Source organism: Rhodanobacter sp. FW106-HT46G03, assembly GCF_058789895.1.
Genome location: NZ_JBYTCC010000002.1, coordinates 48682 through 64644, shown reverse-complemented (window position 1 = coordinate 64644; position 15963 = coordinate 48682). Strand labels below are relative to the sequence as shown.

The window sequence follows — 15963 nt, the reverse complement described above, 5'->3', positions numbered from 1 at the left end:
CCGCCCAACCGTGGGATCACCTTTCATCCACGGTGCCGCATCCTTGCGAGCACCGTTTTTTTTGCTCGAAGCTCGCGATGGGGCATTCCGCCCATTTATCAAAAGTCTATGTCAGAAAAGTGTTTTTCGCTATACCATGACAGCGACACCATCCTATGGCCGGTTATGAACCCCACTGCTGAAATTCTCAGTTCGCTGATCGACCACGCCATTACCGAGCATCGCTCTACCGAGCAGCCCGGCTTCATCCAGGTCATGGCCAAAAAGGACAGCCGGTCGATCCAGAACGACATCCCGGCCGCCTTCGAGATGTACGCCCTGCTCCAGCACTATCTGGGCCACCTGCCACTCAGGGATACGGCCCTGAGTGAGGATCTACCGGAGATCGACCTGACCCCGGGCATCCTTTACGACGGGGAGCACAAGCGCGTAGTCGCGCTGATCGCCTGCGAGACCGACACGCTCCCCTACATCGCTCACTACGTGGCCGACCGCATCCCCAGCAGCGAGCTGAAGGGCCGCGCGGGGACGCTGGCCCTATCCTTCACGATCGAGACCCATGGCGAGGTCGAGCACCTGATCCCGGAATGGCATGCGGCCTGGTACGTGGGCCACGACCCGGGCCACTGCATTCCGGTGCTGACCTTGCGATCCGTGCTTCAGGATGAGCAGTTCAGCGGCGACTGGGTGGACGTCGCCATGCAACGCATGGGCGTGTTTCGGCTGCCGCGAGCCAAGGCATTAGAGGCCTTGCAGCCAAGAACGCAGACGAACTAGCATCAAAACCGACAGCGCTTTTGTGAGGACTTGGGTATGGGTATCGGGACTGGCGTTAATAGCAGCAGCAGTAGCCAAAGCGGTTATGAGGCTTACCAAATTGCAGAGACGGCGCGGCTACAAAGCGAAAACGCTCGCCGAGCAGGTCAAGCCGCTGGCTACAACCAGGGCTATGACGCAGGTTTCAACGACGGTCAGCAAACCGGCTACGACAAGGGCTGGGGCGACGGCATTGAACGCGGCAACAAAGAGCTGTGGAAGGCCGACGGCTACATCAAGAGCCACATCGCGGACAAGGAACGTCTGCAGCAAACCGTCAACGAACAGGCCCAGCAGATCGCACAGCTCCTGGCACACATCGCCACGCTGGAAGGCAACATCGACCGCAAGGACGAAGCGATGGGCGTCATCCAAAACAGCTCGCTCCCAGAGATGGCGCGCGGACTGAAAGTGGAGAACGAACAACTGCGGGAGCAGGTGCAGATCCTTCAAGCTGACAGCACTGAAAACACCAGGAAGGTCAATCGCGCCGCTGTCATGGTGAACTCCATGCGCAATACGCTCACCATCCTCACTGCTGACAGGGAGTCGGAGCGCACGCGCGAAGTCGAGTACATCTTCTGCGAGCAGTACAAAAAGGAGATGGCACGCGGCCTGGAGATGGGTGTGCTCAGCGAGGCATTGGAAGATGACCAGACCTTCGCCACGACCATGCCGTCCACTCATCGCTTCCTGACGGCGATCCTGCAATCTGTCAATGAACGCATTGAACTCGACCGTGTTGGCCACCAGACCACCGACGATAGCGACTGGGTGCCGGACGGTAGCTAAGCGACGATGCACTCCGGCGTGGAGAAACAGAAGGGCCGCCAATTTGGCGGCCCTTCTGTTTAGGCTTCACAGAGTGATCCCATGCTCAATCGAGCATGGAGCTACTGGTTTCATCATCTCGAACGGAGCCCTCCGCCAGAGCACCCGCGCTCGGCGCAGGCGAGAGAGCTGAAGCTGGCCCTCCGCCGCGAATGGATTCCATCGCGCCCCTGACACCCATCGAGGCGGCCATGGCACCATCTTGGGCCGCCTGCTTGAAACCACGGCCAGCGATCACGCTTCCGGCCATCACGCCCATGCCTTCGGCGAACGCGCCTCGATTGGCACGCCCGCCCCCCTGAGCCTGACTCGGCGGCGGGTTGTACCCGTCCGGTCCCGCGTTGACCGACGACGACACGCCCTGCGGCCCCACGTTGACGGCCGACGGACCTTGGCCGCGACCACCACCTCCTCTGGGGCCAAGGCCGCCGCCACCACCGCCTGGACCGCCATCAATGCTTCCACCGGGGCTTTTGCCACCATCGTTACCCAGCCGCCTGGGAGACGGCTGTCCACCGCCTCCCAGGTTGCCAAGCGCGCGAAAACCACCCGAACCACCCATCAGCGAGTGCTCTTGATTCAGCCTGCTATGTGCACCGCCAATCTGGCTTTGAGCGTGCGTCTCGCCCAAATCGTCCACACCACCGCCGATGTACTTCAACACGTGGCCTGGCAGTGCCTGTGGCAAGCCGAAGATCATGTACAGCACTGGTATCAGCACGACGCCATACATCTCGAACCACCAGACGAATGTATCGAACTGCGCGATCCATCCGACGGTCCCCGTCGAGCTGACGATGGCCGCGCGCATCGAGAAGAAGCTGGTGGAGATGTAGTCGATGATGGGATCACTGACCAGGAACGCGGCAATGAGGCCAATCACGGCGAGCGCCGGGCGAACGAACAACGACAGCAAGAGAAGGTAGCCCTGCCGCTGCGAGCCAATGAAACTGCGATCCGGTGTCATGTGCACGCACATCCACAGCGGCACAGCCAGGGCTGTCATCAGCACCGACAAGATCCACCCCACCACCACCATCATGAAGAGCAGGTAGGGTAGCGACGGCAGAAAGACGCCGAAGAGGAACGACATCTGATTCGTCTTGGCGTACAGGCCGGTGATCATCGGCACGATCCAGTTATTCACCAGGCTGTCGAGCGCCGTGATCGCGCCTCCAAGCTCCAACCCCGTGCCCAGCACTTTCGTGCTGCCCAGCGCGGCCGTAGCTTCCAGCGCGGCGGCTCCCAGCTGGATAGTCGTGGCTGCTCCACGCAGCACGACACCCGTCGCCGTGAGGTAGTCGCCTACGCACTTCATGCGATTCAACGAGCCGCCCAACTGCCCGGCCGTGCCGCACAGCGGTGTCGTTTTGCCATTGCCAATCCCGTTGGTGTTGGCGCCGGTCACCATGCCCACCATGGTGGCCATCAAGTTGTTCACCCAGCTGCTCATCTTGTTATCGAGGGACGACTGGATGGATGCTACGTTTGCGTCCTTGATCGACTTGGGAAACACGCTCGATAAATCCAGCCCCCACGTATTCGTGGAGCCATTCGCCGAGGCGTGAATTTCGGCCTTCATGTCGATCGCAGCGTTCACCGCTGCGACGCTGTTGATCAGCTCCTGCGTTCCCCAGTTGCCTGCAGGAAATGCATTGAGTGCAGGCGGCGTCACGGTACCTACAGGGTCGGTCATGACGCCTGTGATCTGCCCGCGGAGCAACCCCACTCGCTGGAACCAACCTCCTGCGGTCGCCCACCCTCCAACCGTCAGGGCCTTGGCATAGTCCTGGAGCTGATTGTTCGTGGTGCCCGCCGTGCTCTGCATGGCCTGCATCATCTGCGTAGCCACCTGGGTTTCCGCCTGCGTCACGTAGGTATTGAACTGGCTCGAATCCACGGCCGACCAGCCAGGGTCATTCGCCGTTTTCGGCCAAGTGTCTACCCATGCGTCCAGATTCTTCATCAGCGACTTGGCAGCCTCCACCTTGAGGCTCTGCACCGTCTGATGAAGGCTCTCCAACGCCAGACCCATCGCATCATTGGTCGTGGTGGTGGTGCCGTTGCTTGTCGTGCTCGACTGCGCGTTCTGCGCCTGCGCCGTGTAGGTGCTGAGCGTCACAATGCCGCACGCCCCTTGCCCCGCATCAGTGAACCCCGGTCCGCGGTCCATGATCTTCGTCACGGCGTTGCTGTAGCCGCCGCTGACGGAGGTGTAGTCCGCCGCGTTGTATGACGAGTAGTTTTCGAACCTGACGGAGGGCGTCGCGCCCGAGCTGGCGCCCGACGGGTTATAGATCGCATTCGCGGCATGGGCGCAGTAGGACGTCTCCAGGTAGTGCTTCGCGAAATCGCGCATGCCGAAGAACGCACCAGGCGCATTGACGCCGGAGACCAGTCCATTCGGCGTAATCACGCTCATCGTGAAGGCAGCGTTGTAGATCGTGTTCGCGAACCCGACCCCCCAGAGCGCCATGGTGAACACGACGATCTGCGCGACGTTGTAGCCACTCCCGGTGGGGAGCAGCATGCCGCCGCCGTAGAGAATGCGTGCCGGCGTCCACCAGGTGGACCACTCCTTGCCGAAGGCCTCGCCATCGTTGGCGGTGTTGGCCACGCCCATCAACGACACATAGCCGACGATGAGCCCCGCTACCGCCAGCAGCCCGGTGTTGAACGCGGAGAACATCGTCGCAAGAATGTTCGCCGCCATCTGCTGGGAGTTGGGGTCACCCCCATGCGTCAGCGTCGTGATGACCGGGCCAAAGATGTGCTCCAGTATCTGGACGGATTGGTCCGAGCAGGCCGCACCGTTCGCGGCAGAGGCTGGGCATGGCGAGAACGGCATCGCTGGCATCGGGAGAATGTCCTTCACAAGAGCACGATTAGCGTATATAAAATAGCAGCGAATTGAGCGGGCGAATACTGTATTTCTCAAAAAGCCATGATGACGTATTTTGAGTGAGTTGGAGGCAGGCTCCCTGACTGGATCTGGTCACAATGCTCAATAGTTGCAGGATGGGCTTTTGCGCTACTAAAGCTGCTTGTAAAGTAGACGCTGCAGAAAACGTACTTGTGTCACTCACGGAAGAGGACCTGAGAGGCCTAAAAACCTAGACGCAGCCATGCCCGATTCTACGGAAATGTGAATAAAAACATGCAGATGCTAACTATCCGCGAGGCCAGTCGCTTCACCATCGGCGCAGAGATTCTGCGTCGCGAAGCCATGCGCCATTCCGAAGGCCAACTGGTCACCTTCGACCATGTGGCCGGCGCCATCCTGCGTCCGGATGCCGACGGGCAGAAATTGCGGAGCGCGCTGGACACCCTGGCGGATCAGGAATCGAACTGGCTGCGCAACACGCCGCCTCACACGCTCAAGACCGATCGCGTGATGCAGAGCCGTGAGGCGGAGATCCACATGTTCAAGGGCATCGGCGCCGCCGTGATCGCGACGATCGAGCATGCGGAGGCAGCGTCCATGCAGGACAGCAACGCCCAGCGCGCGTTACACGAGGCTTACCTGGGCGCCCTGGAAGCCATCGACCACTCGCCCGGCTCCGCGCAGGACAAGCTGGCCATGCAGGAATCGCTGAAGCAACAGGCCACGGCCGCCACTGAATACGGCAACGAAGTAATCGCTGCGCTCAACCTGGCCGAAACCGCGTACCTGGAAGCCGAGGCGGAACAAAGTATCAACCGCTGGAACAACACCCTCTCGCGAAGCAACGACTTCGAACTGTAAGGAGAACGACATGACCCTCGCACAGGACTTCCAGGGCTTCACCGCCTCCGTGCTGCCCACGCAGGACTTCGAGGTCATTCTGCGCAAGCAGGCACCGCTGGCCGACCACGGCCGCGAGGTGCGTCTTGTGTTGACCCAGATGCCACCTGAGATCAGCCGGGAGCTTCTTGGCGATTACGGCGCCCCGAAGGCCGAGATGGTGGCCGCAATCGAGGCGACCGTCATTACTCGTGAGCTGTCGATCGAAAACGCTGCCCAGGAGGTCAACCTGGACAAGGATTGGCTGACGGGCGGCGGCATGTCCCGCCGCATGGATGAAGTCGGCCTGAGCGCTGACGACAGCTGGAACATCCCCGAGTTGTAACCGGGGAACCTCGACAAAACGAAGGCGCCCGCGTGGCGTCTTCGTTTTTCAAACAGTGCAGGACCGAAGCCATGTCGACGCCCCAGAACACTCCACTCCACCAGGAGGTCTTTCTGCTCCTGGCCGCCCGAGGCAACCCGGATCTCGGACAGAACCCGGATGAGATTCCATACGGAACACTCGCTGCCGATCAGCTTGTCCAGTGCAGCATGGACAAGGCCGGAGAGGTGACACGCAAGTTCTGCGAGGATAACGGACTGGGCGGCGGCAACTGGGTTGGTGGCGACATCTGGGAGAACGGCGAGCACATCGGGCATGTTGCCTACAACGGCCGCTTCTTTCCCGGAGAGAAAGGACCGCTAGTACGCGACGGCAAATTCGTTTTCCTCGCGGGGCCGATGAACGAACCGTCCAACACAAGACTGGCAAGCAAGCCAGAAGACGGGACGGGTGTGTTGCTTTCGGTGGTCGAGACCTGGACAGACGACGACTGGTACCACGTGCTTAGCCTCCGCCCGGATCTCGCTGACCGCCTGCGGGCGGTCTTGAATCGCGTGGCTCCGGAAGACGATGCCGAACCCTCGGCCGAACCGGGGACGGCAAGCGGAGATCGAACGCATGAACTGGGTGTGGTGTCAGCGCTCGAAGCCATCAAACACCAGTTGACGGTGGGTGAAGCTTCCGAAGGGAACCCGCGCGATATCGCGTGGTGTGCTCGCACGGCCAGCGCTGCGCTCGACGCGTTTCGTGCACAAACGTCGACCGAGCGTGCACATGAACAGGCTGTGCATGAGGCGCTTGCCTCGGACCTTCGCGAGGCACTGCCGGACAACGATCGCTACACCGTCGGTTTTCGCGACGCCACCGAGTCACTGACGCTTGCACTGCGAGAGCACGTGGCTCCTGACGTACTCCGGGAGTCCGTACAGACAGTGCTTGACGCCTATGGAAACAACGCTCCCGAAGCCGAAGCCGAGCAGCATGCACAAGGCCTGTGACTTCGGCATGTTCGGCATGCGCGACGACGCTTCGCCTCCGCTTTCGCCTGCCGCATCGCGCAGAAGCGCTCATGTGTGCGGCTAAACGATGCCGTGCTTTCGCAGCTCGGGCACTCCAGCGGCCTCATGCTGCACGCCGATCAGGGCTCGTGATTGTCAGCCGATGGAGCTGAATCGATAGCAGGTGCTTCATGAAGCGTACGGGCCGCATCTGTCGCTGTCTTGGCGGCATGCTCCAACCAACTGCGCCCAGGCGGGTCTTCCCGCAGCATGGCTGCAGCGAGTGACGGCGACACGAAGCGCTGCATCTCGCTGACGAAGGCGCGGCCTGTGCTTGGATCGCGCAACCGCTTGATCGCCGTATCCAGCTTGGTCGACACATCCTCCATCCCGTAGTCCGATGCCTTGAGCCGAACCAGGTCGATATCGACTTGATGGCCACGCTGCATCAGCCAGCGGATGTCCCAGATGTCGCGTGCCTTGAGGTAAGGGCGGCCGGCGAGAGCCACCATCTTGTCGGCAAGGATTTCGGACTCTGACTCAGCCTGCAGCACAATACCGCCGTACCGGTCGGCCAGGAAGCCGTACCGCGGCTGCAGGAGGACGGGGCTGGCGTCATACGCCGGCACGTTGCAGAACTCGACGTGGATCTTCTGGGCCGCGGCAAAGCCAGGCACTTGGATGTGGTAGCGCCACCGCTTGACGGTGATGCCATCATCATCAAACGACTTGTCGGCCCCGGGTGGATGGATCTCCGTGGCCAGTCCGTAGCGCTCCTGGATCTGCTTGACCAGGATGGCGTTCATGCTCTCCAACAGGAACGGCTCGCTGATGTCGGTGCCACACACAAAGTCCAGATCCTCACTGAACCTGGAACCGCCATAGCACAGGCGCAGGGCGGTACCGCCCTGGAAGACGACGTGCGGAGCGATCTCGCTCTCAGATAGGGCCATCAGGATGTCGTAGTGCAGCAGCTCCTTGACGACGGCCGGGCGCGTCTGGGCGTCAAGGCCGCCACTTTCGGCGGCGGCGAGATCCAGCAGTTCGGCGAAAGTATGGCGCATCAGTTCATCTCTACGGTGGAGGGTGCGTGTGATCAGAACGAGTACGGCCTGTCCTGCCAGTCCTTCAGGACGCGGTAATCGCGTTCGGGTAGCACGATGGTGCCCTCCTCGGCAGCCCGGATGACGCGTTCACCGGCTTCCGACTCCACGCGGTTGCCGTGGAGCATGTAGAAGTACCAGGCGAACGGCACGCCGACGCGGCGATCGAGCTTCTGCAGGGCACCGTAGAACTCATAGTCGCCTCCCTTTCTGGCGTTGACCTTCGCCAGCGGTTTAGCGAACGTCCACTGTGGAATGAGCATCATCGTGCGTTTGCCCTTGGCGTCGGTGTAGTCGCTCAACTCCAGGAACCAGTGATCGCATAGCGCCGCGGTGCTCCCTGCGCTGGAGCGCTTCCAATCGTCGAAGAGACGACGGTAGCTGGGTGGATAGCGATCCCAGCCGGGATTGAGTTCGTCGAAGGTCATCGTGGTCTCCGATGGACCGTCTGGCGACGAGGAGGTGACGGTGTAGATCCGTTTCCGGAGTTGAGCGCGCTCTTGGGCTTCCATGGCATCCGCCTCTTCGAGCCAGCGTGCGACGTCGATCACCCGGCGGAGCCGGTAGGTGTCGGGTCGCACCGCAACCTTTTCGGCATCAGCAAGCCCAAGCCCATGTTCGGAGGCTTGGACCAGATCATGGAGATCATCCGGCACATGCCACGAATCCGTGCCCAGCTTGCGGTCGAGGACTTCGTGCTCCAGGAGTACCTCGATCTGCACCTGCTGATCCGGATCGCTGCCGCGTGCTGCCGTGAGGTAGAGTCTGACGAGGCTGCATTGGGTGAGGTGCAGGCCCTCGCGTTGATTGAGCTGCTGCATCGTGCGCAGCGTGCGGACGGCATTGCCGTCGTGCATGGCCAGCAGGGCGGCCAACCAGACTTCGTGGTCCTCCGCAACCAGAGTGCCGTCTGCGCGTCGCACTTGGCGTGCTTGTCGCCAGGTGTCTCCGCGCGAGGCGGTATGACGCAGATCGCCCCATGCAGGCGCGTGGCGGATCAGCGCGTCATGCAACGCGTTATGCCGCTTGTCCGGCTTGGTGTTGGCGACAGCCTCGGGCAAACCTGGAATGTCGATGGCGTAAGTCATCATCGTGCTCCTTGGATGGATGCGCTGACTCCGGCTGGGAGATCGGCGTCTTCTGGCACCTCGACAAGATCCAGATTCCGGCCGACGTTCTTGAGGTCTTCAAGAGCAAGTTCGGGCGAGGCTACATAGAGCTTGCGATCGCGATCAAACGCGACGCGCGATCGCCACGTCGTCATGTCCCGCTGCGTGTGCGTGAATTCGATGACGCCGACCGGCGTGGCGTAGACCCAGCTCGCCCCTGTCGTCATGAAGGTGAGCCGGTTGGGCACCTGCGACAGCCACCCGTGCTCATGCAGGGCAGATTCCAGCGAGAGGTAGGCGAAATCGTCCGGCCGTAGATAACCTGCCAGGCTCTCGGCGGCGGACGCTGGCGGTCGGGCGTACGGGTTGAGGTACAGTCCTGGCGTGACGCGCCGAAGCGTCCCTTGTCGCACCTGGCGACTGAGCGCCGTGTAGAAGGTGTTGCGCGGTTCGGGGAACAGCCCGCGCAGCGTGGCATCACTGACGCACCAGCGTTGCCGGCGTCCCAGGGACTGCAGTTCATGGTGGAGGGCGGATGCTTTCATGGTGTTGTACATATTTGTACAACTAACCATAATTCAAGGCAAGTGCTTCCACCCCACCTGCGCACCGATCCCTATAACCGCTCAGCGGCGCTTGGGCGCCTTGGCTGCCTTCGGCGCACCACGCCCAGCCTTGATGCGGGCGAGGGCCTTCTTGGCGGCGGGCGGCGCCTTCTTGGCCCCGCCGACCAACAGGGCAGATTCCGGGACGCCTTTGTTGATCGCATTGGCGAACCAGCGGGGAATCCGCCCGCCGTAGCCCGACCAGGTTTCCTGCGGGTTGTCGGGATTACGGAATTTCGGCGGCTTCTTGCTCTTGGTCGCCAGGCTGCGCTTGGCCGACTTGCGACTTGCACCGACGCCATACAGCTCATTCAGCGTGAAGCCCGTGTCGGCCAGGATCGCGTCGACGCGAGCGCGCGCCTGCTGTTTCATCTCTTCGTAGGCCTGCTGCTTGCGTTGCTGCGCCTGGGCAATCACATCGTCCAGTTCTTCAACGGACAATTTTTCGAGCTTCAAAGCCATTGCAAGGACTCGGGTGGTGATCGAACAAGATATGTCGTATGGAACGGGCTTTCCCCCATTCTTTTTCTACATTTCGTAAAAATATATACACTAAAACCAGCGCGAAGCATCTTGCTGTCGGACCCGCTCCTGCGCTTGTTCACGCAAGTCGTTTACCACATCTCCCGGTCGAATGGGGAATCCAAGCCCGAGGGGGCGCTGCACGTCCACCACGCGGCCGTCCGTCGCTCGCACCGGCACGACCTGGACATACTTGGCGCTGCGCATGCGCGCCCGCTTGACCTCATCGTCGATGAAAAAGCCCAGCACCAGCGCATGGAGATTGGCGTCCATGATCTTGGTGCTGTTGACGGACAGGTACAGACGATCGGACACGTAACCGGCATCCCAGGGCATCGTGTTCATCCACACGCCCTCGAAGTCTTGTGTACCCAGGAGGATCGTGTCGCCCTCGATCGCGAAGGAGAAACGTCCGGATTGCACCGGCGAGAGGAGCTTCACCGCCCGGTGTTTCGGGTGTGCCCGAATCTCGTCCGCCCTGAAGTTCGTCGCCCAGCGGATGAAATTCGTGTAGCTGATGAACTGGCGCGACGCACGCTCAATGCGCGCCAGTTCTTCAGGGCTGACTTGTGGACCTTCTTCTTTCTGCGAGCCCATGGTCAGTCCCCGCTCCCGGCCATCGTCTTCTTCTTGGCTTTCAGCGCCGCCATCTTGTCCAGATGCTTGCGCATGTCTTCAATGAAGTCATCGAGCGTCTTCTGCGGCGTGCGCCCAATCTTCTTGGACATCTCCACGATGAACTCGTGGTTGTGTTGCCGCAGCGTGTAGTTGTTACTCGGGTCTTTCACCCGATTGCGGAAACTGATCAGACCCTCACGCCGGGCCATCGACATGATGCGCTCGTAATCCGTGTGCGACATGTCGCCGAAGTGCTTGCGCACCATAACCTTCGTGCGAGTGACCGGCGGATTCATCCGCTCGCCTTCCTTGATCCACCGCACGACGTCCAGCATGGTGTTGTGCAGCTGGTTGAGCTTTGCCAGATGGTTGTATCCGCTCTCGATCTGCCCACGCTCGACCGTGCCACGATCATCCGTCGGGCGACCCAATCCGCTGGAGAGCGACTTGAGCGTCTTCCCGTCCTTTAGGGCGATCGGATTGCGGTTTTTTTTCGTCTCCTTGAAGTCGGGCGACTCGCCCTTGAGGTAGTAGATCGATCCCTGCTTGGCGACATCCAGATCCAGGAAGGCACAGGCGAGCATGAAGACGTCTTCCGTGCACAGGTGCTGCTGTGCGTCCTGTGCCAGACGCTCTTCACGACGGCGCCACACCTGTTGACGCTCGTCATCGGAAAGATGGCTGTTGTCCACCAGTTGCGCGAACTGATGGCTTATGCCCGTGATGCCGAACTGGCGCACCTCGTTTTCGATGTCACGTGCGCGCGCATCGCGCACCGCTACTTCATCCGGTGTGCCGACGGGCATGTCGCGCGTCACTTCAAGCGACAGCGCACGCGCCATGTACGCGGACCGCTGCAGCGTCTGCACCATGTTGAAGTAGCTCTTGAGCGGCAGCACCTTGTCCGACAAGGGGACGAGCATGCCCAACGTCATGACCGTATCGGCCAGCACCTTCGGCTGGGGGACCAGTAGGGAGCGATACCCCTGGGCAAAACTCAGGATGCTCTTCGCAAGGGCTTCGGGGTTCGTGAATTCACTGGCCGGTCGCATAGTCGCTCCTGTTCTCCTCGTCTCGGTCGAAAAAGTAATGCTCGATGGCTGCGGCGTTGGTCACGCCGTGCGCGAGGAGCACCTGCAGGCGCCGGTTCGTCGGCGCGACCAACTCATCCACCTTCCAGTCGGGAAGGGGATCGGTGCGCTCTGACTGGACGCGATCCAGCAGATGGCGCGCCATGGCCTGGCTCCATGTCACACGCTCGGCGACGCTCACCAGCGAGCATTCGCTGTGCAGGGCCGGCATCACTGAGGCTGCACCAGGCAACCGGTGTCGCCGCTGGCACCGGGGTCAAGGCCCATGGATTTCAGCGTTGACTTGACCAGCTCCACTTGCGCCTGCGCATCCGCTCCAGTGGCCTGCGGCAACTGAAGGGCCGACACATTCGGGCCGGATGCCGCCAGCGCGGCCTGCTCTGGTGAATGCGCAGGCCTCCCTATGATCGACAGAAGCACCCAGACGACAGCCACCACGCCACCGACTGCAAACCAAGGTTTCCATCGCTGCAAACGATTTGCGTGCGACGCGGAATGGCCGGACGAACGACCGCGCTCGCGACGGATGGTCTGGATGCGACGCAACGACGGCGGCCGCTCCTCGCCTCCGTACGAGCACATATCCGGCAAGACAGCAGTGAGCGCATCGTCCATGCCGCTACGGACTGCCTTGGCAACATCGTGGATGGTACTGAAGGGTATGCAATCGAGGTGATGGGCCCAAGGAGACAGAGAGCATTCCGCCAGAAGATGCGTAACAACGCTGTCGTTGTCGTAGGTCGCCACCAGAAAGAGGCTTCCGTCAATGTGTGGCGGGTCGAAGCTCTTGGCAGGCTCCATTACGGATGGCCGCGCAGCGCGACGAAATCGCCACGCACGCTTGGCGGCAAGCCTGGCGCGCCATTCGTCGGACGTTTCTTCGACATGGGCCGGATCTGCAACAAAGCTGAAGCCGTCGACCTTCACCGCCAGTTGCTTGATGCCTTTCTTCTGCACAAACACGACGCGCGACTGACGCTTCGCATCGCGCGGTGACGCCGAGTCGAAGCCAACGCCCCACGCCTCACCCGCATCGAACACCTGCATGATCGGGTGGAAAGTGATGGTTTCCGGAGTGGATAGTTTCATGGGAGCCTCATATCTGTCCGAAGATGTCGTCAAGCACCACCTGCGAGGACACGCCAGTCATCATCGTGGGCTTGCCTGTGCGGTGATCGATGTAGAACGCGACCGGCACGCCTGCCGGTCCATTGGTGTGGCTGTTCTCAAAAGCCGCGAAGAGGAATGACAGGTTCTTGGCCAGCGATTCCATCGTCGCCTCGGTCGGCTTCGCGTTGATCCCGCTGAACGGATAGGCGTTGGTCATCGCGCGACCCAGTTCCTCGGCCGGTGTCTTGCTCTGCATGATCGCGGCCGCCACGGGAGCGCCGCCCGCCGGATCACCCAAGGCCAGCGACGGAATCCACTTGATCGCGTAGCCCTTCTTCACGTACTTGCGCGTCAAAGCGTACGCATCGTGGCAGTAGTGGCACCGCGGATCGAAGATGATGTAGACCGTGTTGGACGGATCGCCCTTCCCTTCCTGGATGCCATCCAGAGAGGCCACAGTCTTGATCGCTTCGGGAATCGCTCCAGTGTATTTGCCGTCCAGTGCACTGGCCTTGCGCTCGCCCGGCGTGGCGGCGGTAATAGGCGCTTCAGCCGGAGCCCGTGTCGGTTGGGGGGGCAGGAACTGGTCGGAAATGTTCTTGCCGGTCTTGGCATCCCAGAGGATGCCGGTGAAGATCACGGACGTGTCCGGCGTGGTGTAAAGCGCGACCAGCTGGCCGTTCGTCGCCTGCACGGTCCAGGCGACCAGGCCGCCCGCCCCGACGGGGCGGGCATCGACGATTTTGCCGAAACGGCCGACCCGGGTAGCTGGGGAGTCGGAATTCGTCCCCACCACAGATCCTGTTGAGGTAGGAGACTGCGGCGTATTTTGCGCGTAAACAGCCCCAAGGAACCCGAGCGTTGCGACCAAGCACCCCGCCAAATAGCGTGATTTCATCGAAATGCGTCCTGAATCAGGAATGGCTAACGATGCCATTCTATCTAATTCGGGATTTTTTGCATTAGAAATTTGAGCCTTGTTAGGCGACTATCGCCGCAGGGGTGCTGACAGCCTTGACTTCCGTCGTCTCCTCCCCGGCCGTCTTCGCCATCTGCCGGGCTTCGTAACGCTCGACGTCCTTCCTGTCGTAGCGAAACGCCGTCATGGCCGATTCGATACCGTTGACCACCTTGTCCAGCTGGGGGTCGACAATAGCCTCGCCCTGCTTGATTTCGTACAGGTAATGGCCCATCACCGCGACGCCTTCGGCGAAGCCGGTGGAACGCCCATAGTTCTCCAGCACGTACCACAACGGTCGGTTGTAGAAGCGCATCCAGCGCATCTCGGCAGGCGGCAGCACGCCGAGCCGCTGGGTTTCCAGCATCAGCCGAAACAGCACGGTCTGCACATAGGCATGCTTCTGGATGATCGCGGCGTTGGCCGGATGCCCGATCCACTTCTGGATGATCCGGCGCGGCTCCGCGGGATCGATGTCGGGCCTGAGCCACGCATACGGATCGGCAGACTCCTGATCCTTCTTGCTCTTCTTGGCGCCTCCCACAGGCGGCACAAACTGGGACCAAGCCCACTTGATCATGGCGTCACAGTCGCCCATGGCCGCCCTGTACTGGGCTTCGTCCATGGTCGCGTCGGTCGCCGCGACACGCGGCAGCGCGATCGCCAAGACGATGGCCTCTGGAATAGACAGATCGGTGGAGCGCGTCCACAGCCTGCCCAGCTGACGACGCATCAACAGCGCGGTCTTCTCCCGATCGAGTGTCGGTGTGAACGTACCGTCCGCCTCAGCCTGCCAGCCCATGATCAAGCCGTTTTCGAAGGCGAACTGGCGTGACGTCTGCGACATGCCGAACACCGGGTGATCCAGCGGTTGGCTGATCAGATCCAGCGCCGAGAACATACGCAAATGCGGATACAGTGCCTTGTTCTCGTCGACGAAGCTCTTGATGGTGTGCTTGCGCGAGAAACGATTGCTGGGATGCAGTCTGAGCAGATGACGAATTGCCTTCCCCACCTGCCAGAGAAGCACGACGAATAGCACGCCGTTGACTATCAGGGAGGAATCAGCGAGCACGCTGTATGGCACGGTCGCAAAATTGCGATGACACAAGCTGAAAAGGCCATCCGGGCGGCACTCGCGCTGTATCCAGGCGTCCACGCTGGCCAGACCGGGCCAGCCTGTGACGCGCCCGAGCGCCCACAGTGGCCACAGCTCCACATAGCGGACGTACACATAGACCATCGCGATCTGGGTGTGCCCGAAGTGCCACGCAAGCCATGTGATCGCGATGATGATCGCGATCATGCCCACGACGATGGGGGGATCGGACCAGTTGAACGTCCGTTCGCCCGAATTACCCTTCGGCGCCATGCCCTAGCCTCCCACCAGGCCCTTCAAATGCCCCCAGCGCTTCGTCGGGTCCGTGGCTTCCGGTGGTGTTTCGGTGGAGGCCATCGGCTCCGTGGCCGCGGTTGCCGCCGGTGCCGGAGATGCTTCCGATGCCGGCGACACGGGTACAGGCGGCGATGCCGCAGCGGCCTGAGCCGGAGCGGAGCGCGGCCTGGGCGCCATGGCAAGCGTCTCCTTGGCCTGCGCATACATGGTCAGGATGTGCTGGCTGATCGCCACAGAGCTGGTCAGCTCTTGAGCTACCGCCACCAGCGCCCTGGTGGCATCGCCACCTGCCGAAGGCACCTGCTGGGTGCGGTGTTCCAGTTCCTTCAGACCACGCATCAGCCATTCGCGCATGCGCTCGTTGATGCTGCCGTACACGCCCTTGAGCGATTCAAGCTCCTTGAGCATGTCGGCTTCCGATGGCACCGAGCCGCGCAGCGGCACGGGGAACCGTCCTGCGACGGTGGCTCCTTTAGGCATCGTGCGTCTCCCGTTCCAAGCGCATCTCGGCCGCCTTCCTGGCGGCCTGAGCGCGTTCTTCATCCATCCGCCTGGCATCCCGTCCCAGCACGATCACTTGCCGCAGGAACTTCGTGCGCTCCCCCAACGGGAGCGCCGTGAGCAAGCGAATTGCCTCCCGCTCATGCGGAAGGTTTTTGCTCAGGTACAGGATGACAGGTCGTGCGCGAGCCATGGC

At 61.5% G+C, this 15963-nt stretch carries 18 protein-coding genes; 5 read left to right on the top strand and 13 right to left on the bottom strand.

The features are described from left to right. Positions 1–165: 165 nt before the first annotated feature. A complete protein-coding gene (locus tag AC3WP6_RS16390) occupies positions 166–777 on the top strand; it encodes a hypothetical protein (RefSeq protein WP_492628799.1) in 612 nt (203 codons plus the stop codon). Positions 778–813: 36 nt separating this feature from the next. Beyond that, positions 814–1608 carry a FliH/SctL family protein gene (locus AC3WP6_RS16385; RefSeq protein ID WP_492628798.1) on the top strand — a complete coding sequence of 265 codons (795 nt, stop codon included), beginning with the start codon at positions 814–816 and terminating at the stop codon, positions 1606–1608. Between the two features lie 85 nt (positions 1609–1693). On the opposite strand, the gene AC3WP6_RS16380 is transcribed toward AC3WP6_RS16385, so the two are convergent. Beyond that, positions 1694–4504, bottom strand: coding sequence for a DotA/TraY family protein (locus AC3WP6_RS16380; RefSeq protein WP_492628797.1), 2811 nt, complete (start codon positions 4502–4504; stop codon positions 1694–1696). Between the two features lie 300 nt (positions 4505–4804). On the opposite strand from AC3WP6_RS16380, the gene AC3WP6_RS16375 reads away from it, so the two are divergent. The 3 genes from AC3WP6_RS16375 (at position 4805) to AC3WP6_RS16365 (ending at position 6754) form a co-directional block, all read left to right on the top strand. Then, on the top strand, positions 4805–5392 hold the full coding sequence (locus tag AC3WP6_RS16375; RefSeq protein ID WP_492628796.1) for a hypothetical protein: 588 nt from the start codon (positions 4805–4807) through the stop codon (positions 5390–5392). A 10-nt stretch (positions 5393–5402) separates the two neighbouring features. Next, positions 5403–5756: a hypothetical protein gene (locus tag AC3WP6_RS16370; RefSeq protein WP_492628795.1), complete on the top strand. Its 354-nt coding sequence runs from the start codon at positions 5403–5405 to the stop codon at positions 5754–5756. Between the two features lie 71 nt (positions 5757–5827). After that, a complete protein-coding gene (locus AC3WP6_RS16365; RefSeq protein WP_492628794.1) occupies positions 5828–6754 on the top strand; it encodes a hypothetical protein in 927 nt (308 codons plus the stop codon). A 140-nt stretch (positions 6755–6894) separates the two neighbouring features. On the opposite strand, the gene AC3WP6_RS16360 is transcribed toward AC3WP6_RS16365, so the two are convergent. From AC3WP6_RS16360 to AC3WP6_RS16305, 12 genes are all read right to left on the bottom strand, one after another. Next, positions 6895–7818 (bottom strand): nucleotidyl transferase AbiEii/AbiGii toxin family protein, encoded by a 924-nt coding sequence (locus tag AC3WP6_RS16360; protein ID WP_492628793.1) that lies wholly within the window; start codon positions 7816–7818, stop codon positions 6895–6897. Between the two features lie 32 nt (positions 7819–7850). Further along, positions 7851–8945 (bottom strand): hypothetical protein, encoded by a 1095-nt coding sequence (locus AC3WP6_RS16355; RefSeq protein WP_492628792.1) that lies wholly within the window; start codon positions 8943–8945, stop codon positions 7851–7853. Continuing rightward, the gene (abiEi, locus tag AC3WP6_RS16350; protein WP_492628791.1) at positions 8945–9511 is read right to left on the bottom strand and encodes a type IV toxin-antitoxin system AbiEi family antitoxin; all 567 of its coding nucleotides are present in this window, start codon (positions 9509–9511) and stop codon (positions 8945–8947) included. Before abiEi ends, AC3WP6_RS16355 begins: the two co-directional genes overlap by 1 nt. Positions 9512–9592: 81 nt before the next feature. Then, positions 9593–10033 carry an H-NS histone family protein gene (locus tag AC3WP6_RS16345; RefSeq protein ID WP_492628790.1) on the bottom strand — a complete coding sequence of 147 codons (441 nt, stop codon included), beginning with the start codon at positions 10031–10033 and terminating at the stop codon, positions 9593–9595. Between the two features lie 90 nt (positions 10034–10123). Continuing rightward, the gene (locus AC3WP6_RS16340) at positions 10124–10690 is read right to left on the bottom strand and encodes a hypothetical protein (protein ID WP_492628789.1); all 567 of its coding nucleotides are present in this window, start codon (positions 10688–10690) and stop codon (positions 10124–10126) included. 2 nt (positions 10691–10692) lie between these two features. Beyond that, entirely contained in the window at positions 10693–11763 is a 1071-nt protein-coding gene (locus AC3WP6_RS16335; protein ID WP_492628788.1) for a hypothetical protein, read from the bottom strand. Next, the gene (locus AC3WP6_RS16330; RefSeq protein ID WP_492628787.1) at positions 11747–12013 is read right to left on the bottom strand and encodes a hypothetical protein; all 267 of its coding nucleotides are present in this window, start codon (positions 12011–12013) and stop codon (positions 11747–11749) included. Before AC3WP6_RS16330 ends, AC3WP6_RS16335 begins: the two co-directional genes overlap by 17 nt. Further along, positions 12013–12891 (bottom strand): hypothetical protein, encoded by an 879-nt coding sequence (locus tag AC3WP6_RS16325; RefSeq protein ID WP_492628786.1) that lies wholly within the window; start codon positions 12889–12891, stop codon positions 12013–12015. Before AC3WP6_RS16325 ends, AC3WP6_RS16330 begins: the two co-directional genes overlap by 1 nt. Before the next feature lie 7 nt (positions 12892–12898). Continuing rightward, positions 12899–13810 (bottom strand): thioredoxin domain-containing protein, encoded by a 912-nt coding sequence (locus AC3WP6_RS16320; RefSeq protein ID WP_492628785.1) that lies wholly within the window; start codon positions 13808–13810, stop codon positions 12899–12901. 82 nt (positions 13811–13892) lie between these two features. Further along, positions 13893–15242, bottom strand: coding sequence for a secretion/conjugation apparatus DotM-related subunit (locus AC3WP6_RS16315; RefSeq protein WP_492628784.1), 1350 nt, complete (start codon positions 15240–15242; stop codon positions 13893–13895). A 3-nt stretch (positions 15243–15245) separates the two neighbouring features. Beyond that, positions 15246–15746 (bottom strand): hypothetical protein, encoded by a 501-nt coding sequence (locus tag AC3WP6_RS16310; protein WP_492628783.1) that lies wholly within the window; start codon positions 15744–15746, stop codon positions 15246–15248. Further along, complete coding sequence (locus AC3WP6_RS16305; protein WP_492628782.1) at positions 15739–15960, bottom strand: hypothetical protein; 222 nt, start codon at positions 15958–15960, stop codon at positions 15739–15741. The genes AC3WP6_RS16310 and AC3WP6_RS16305 overlap by 8 nt, the downstream gene beginning before the upstream one ends. Positions 15961–15963: the final 3 nt, after the last annotated feature.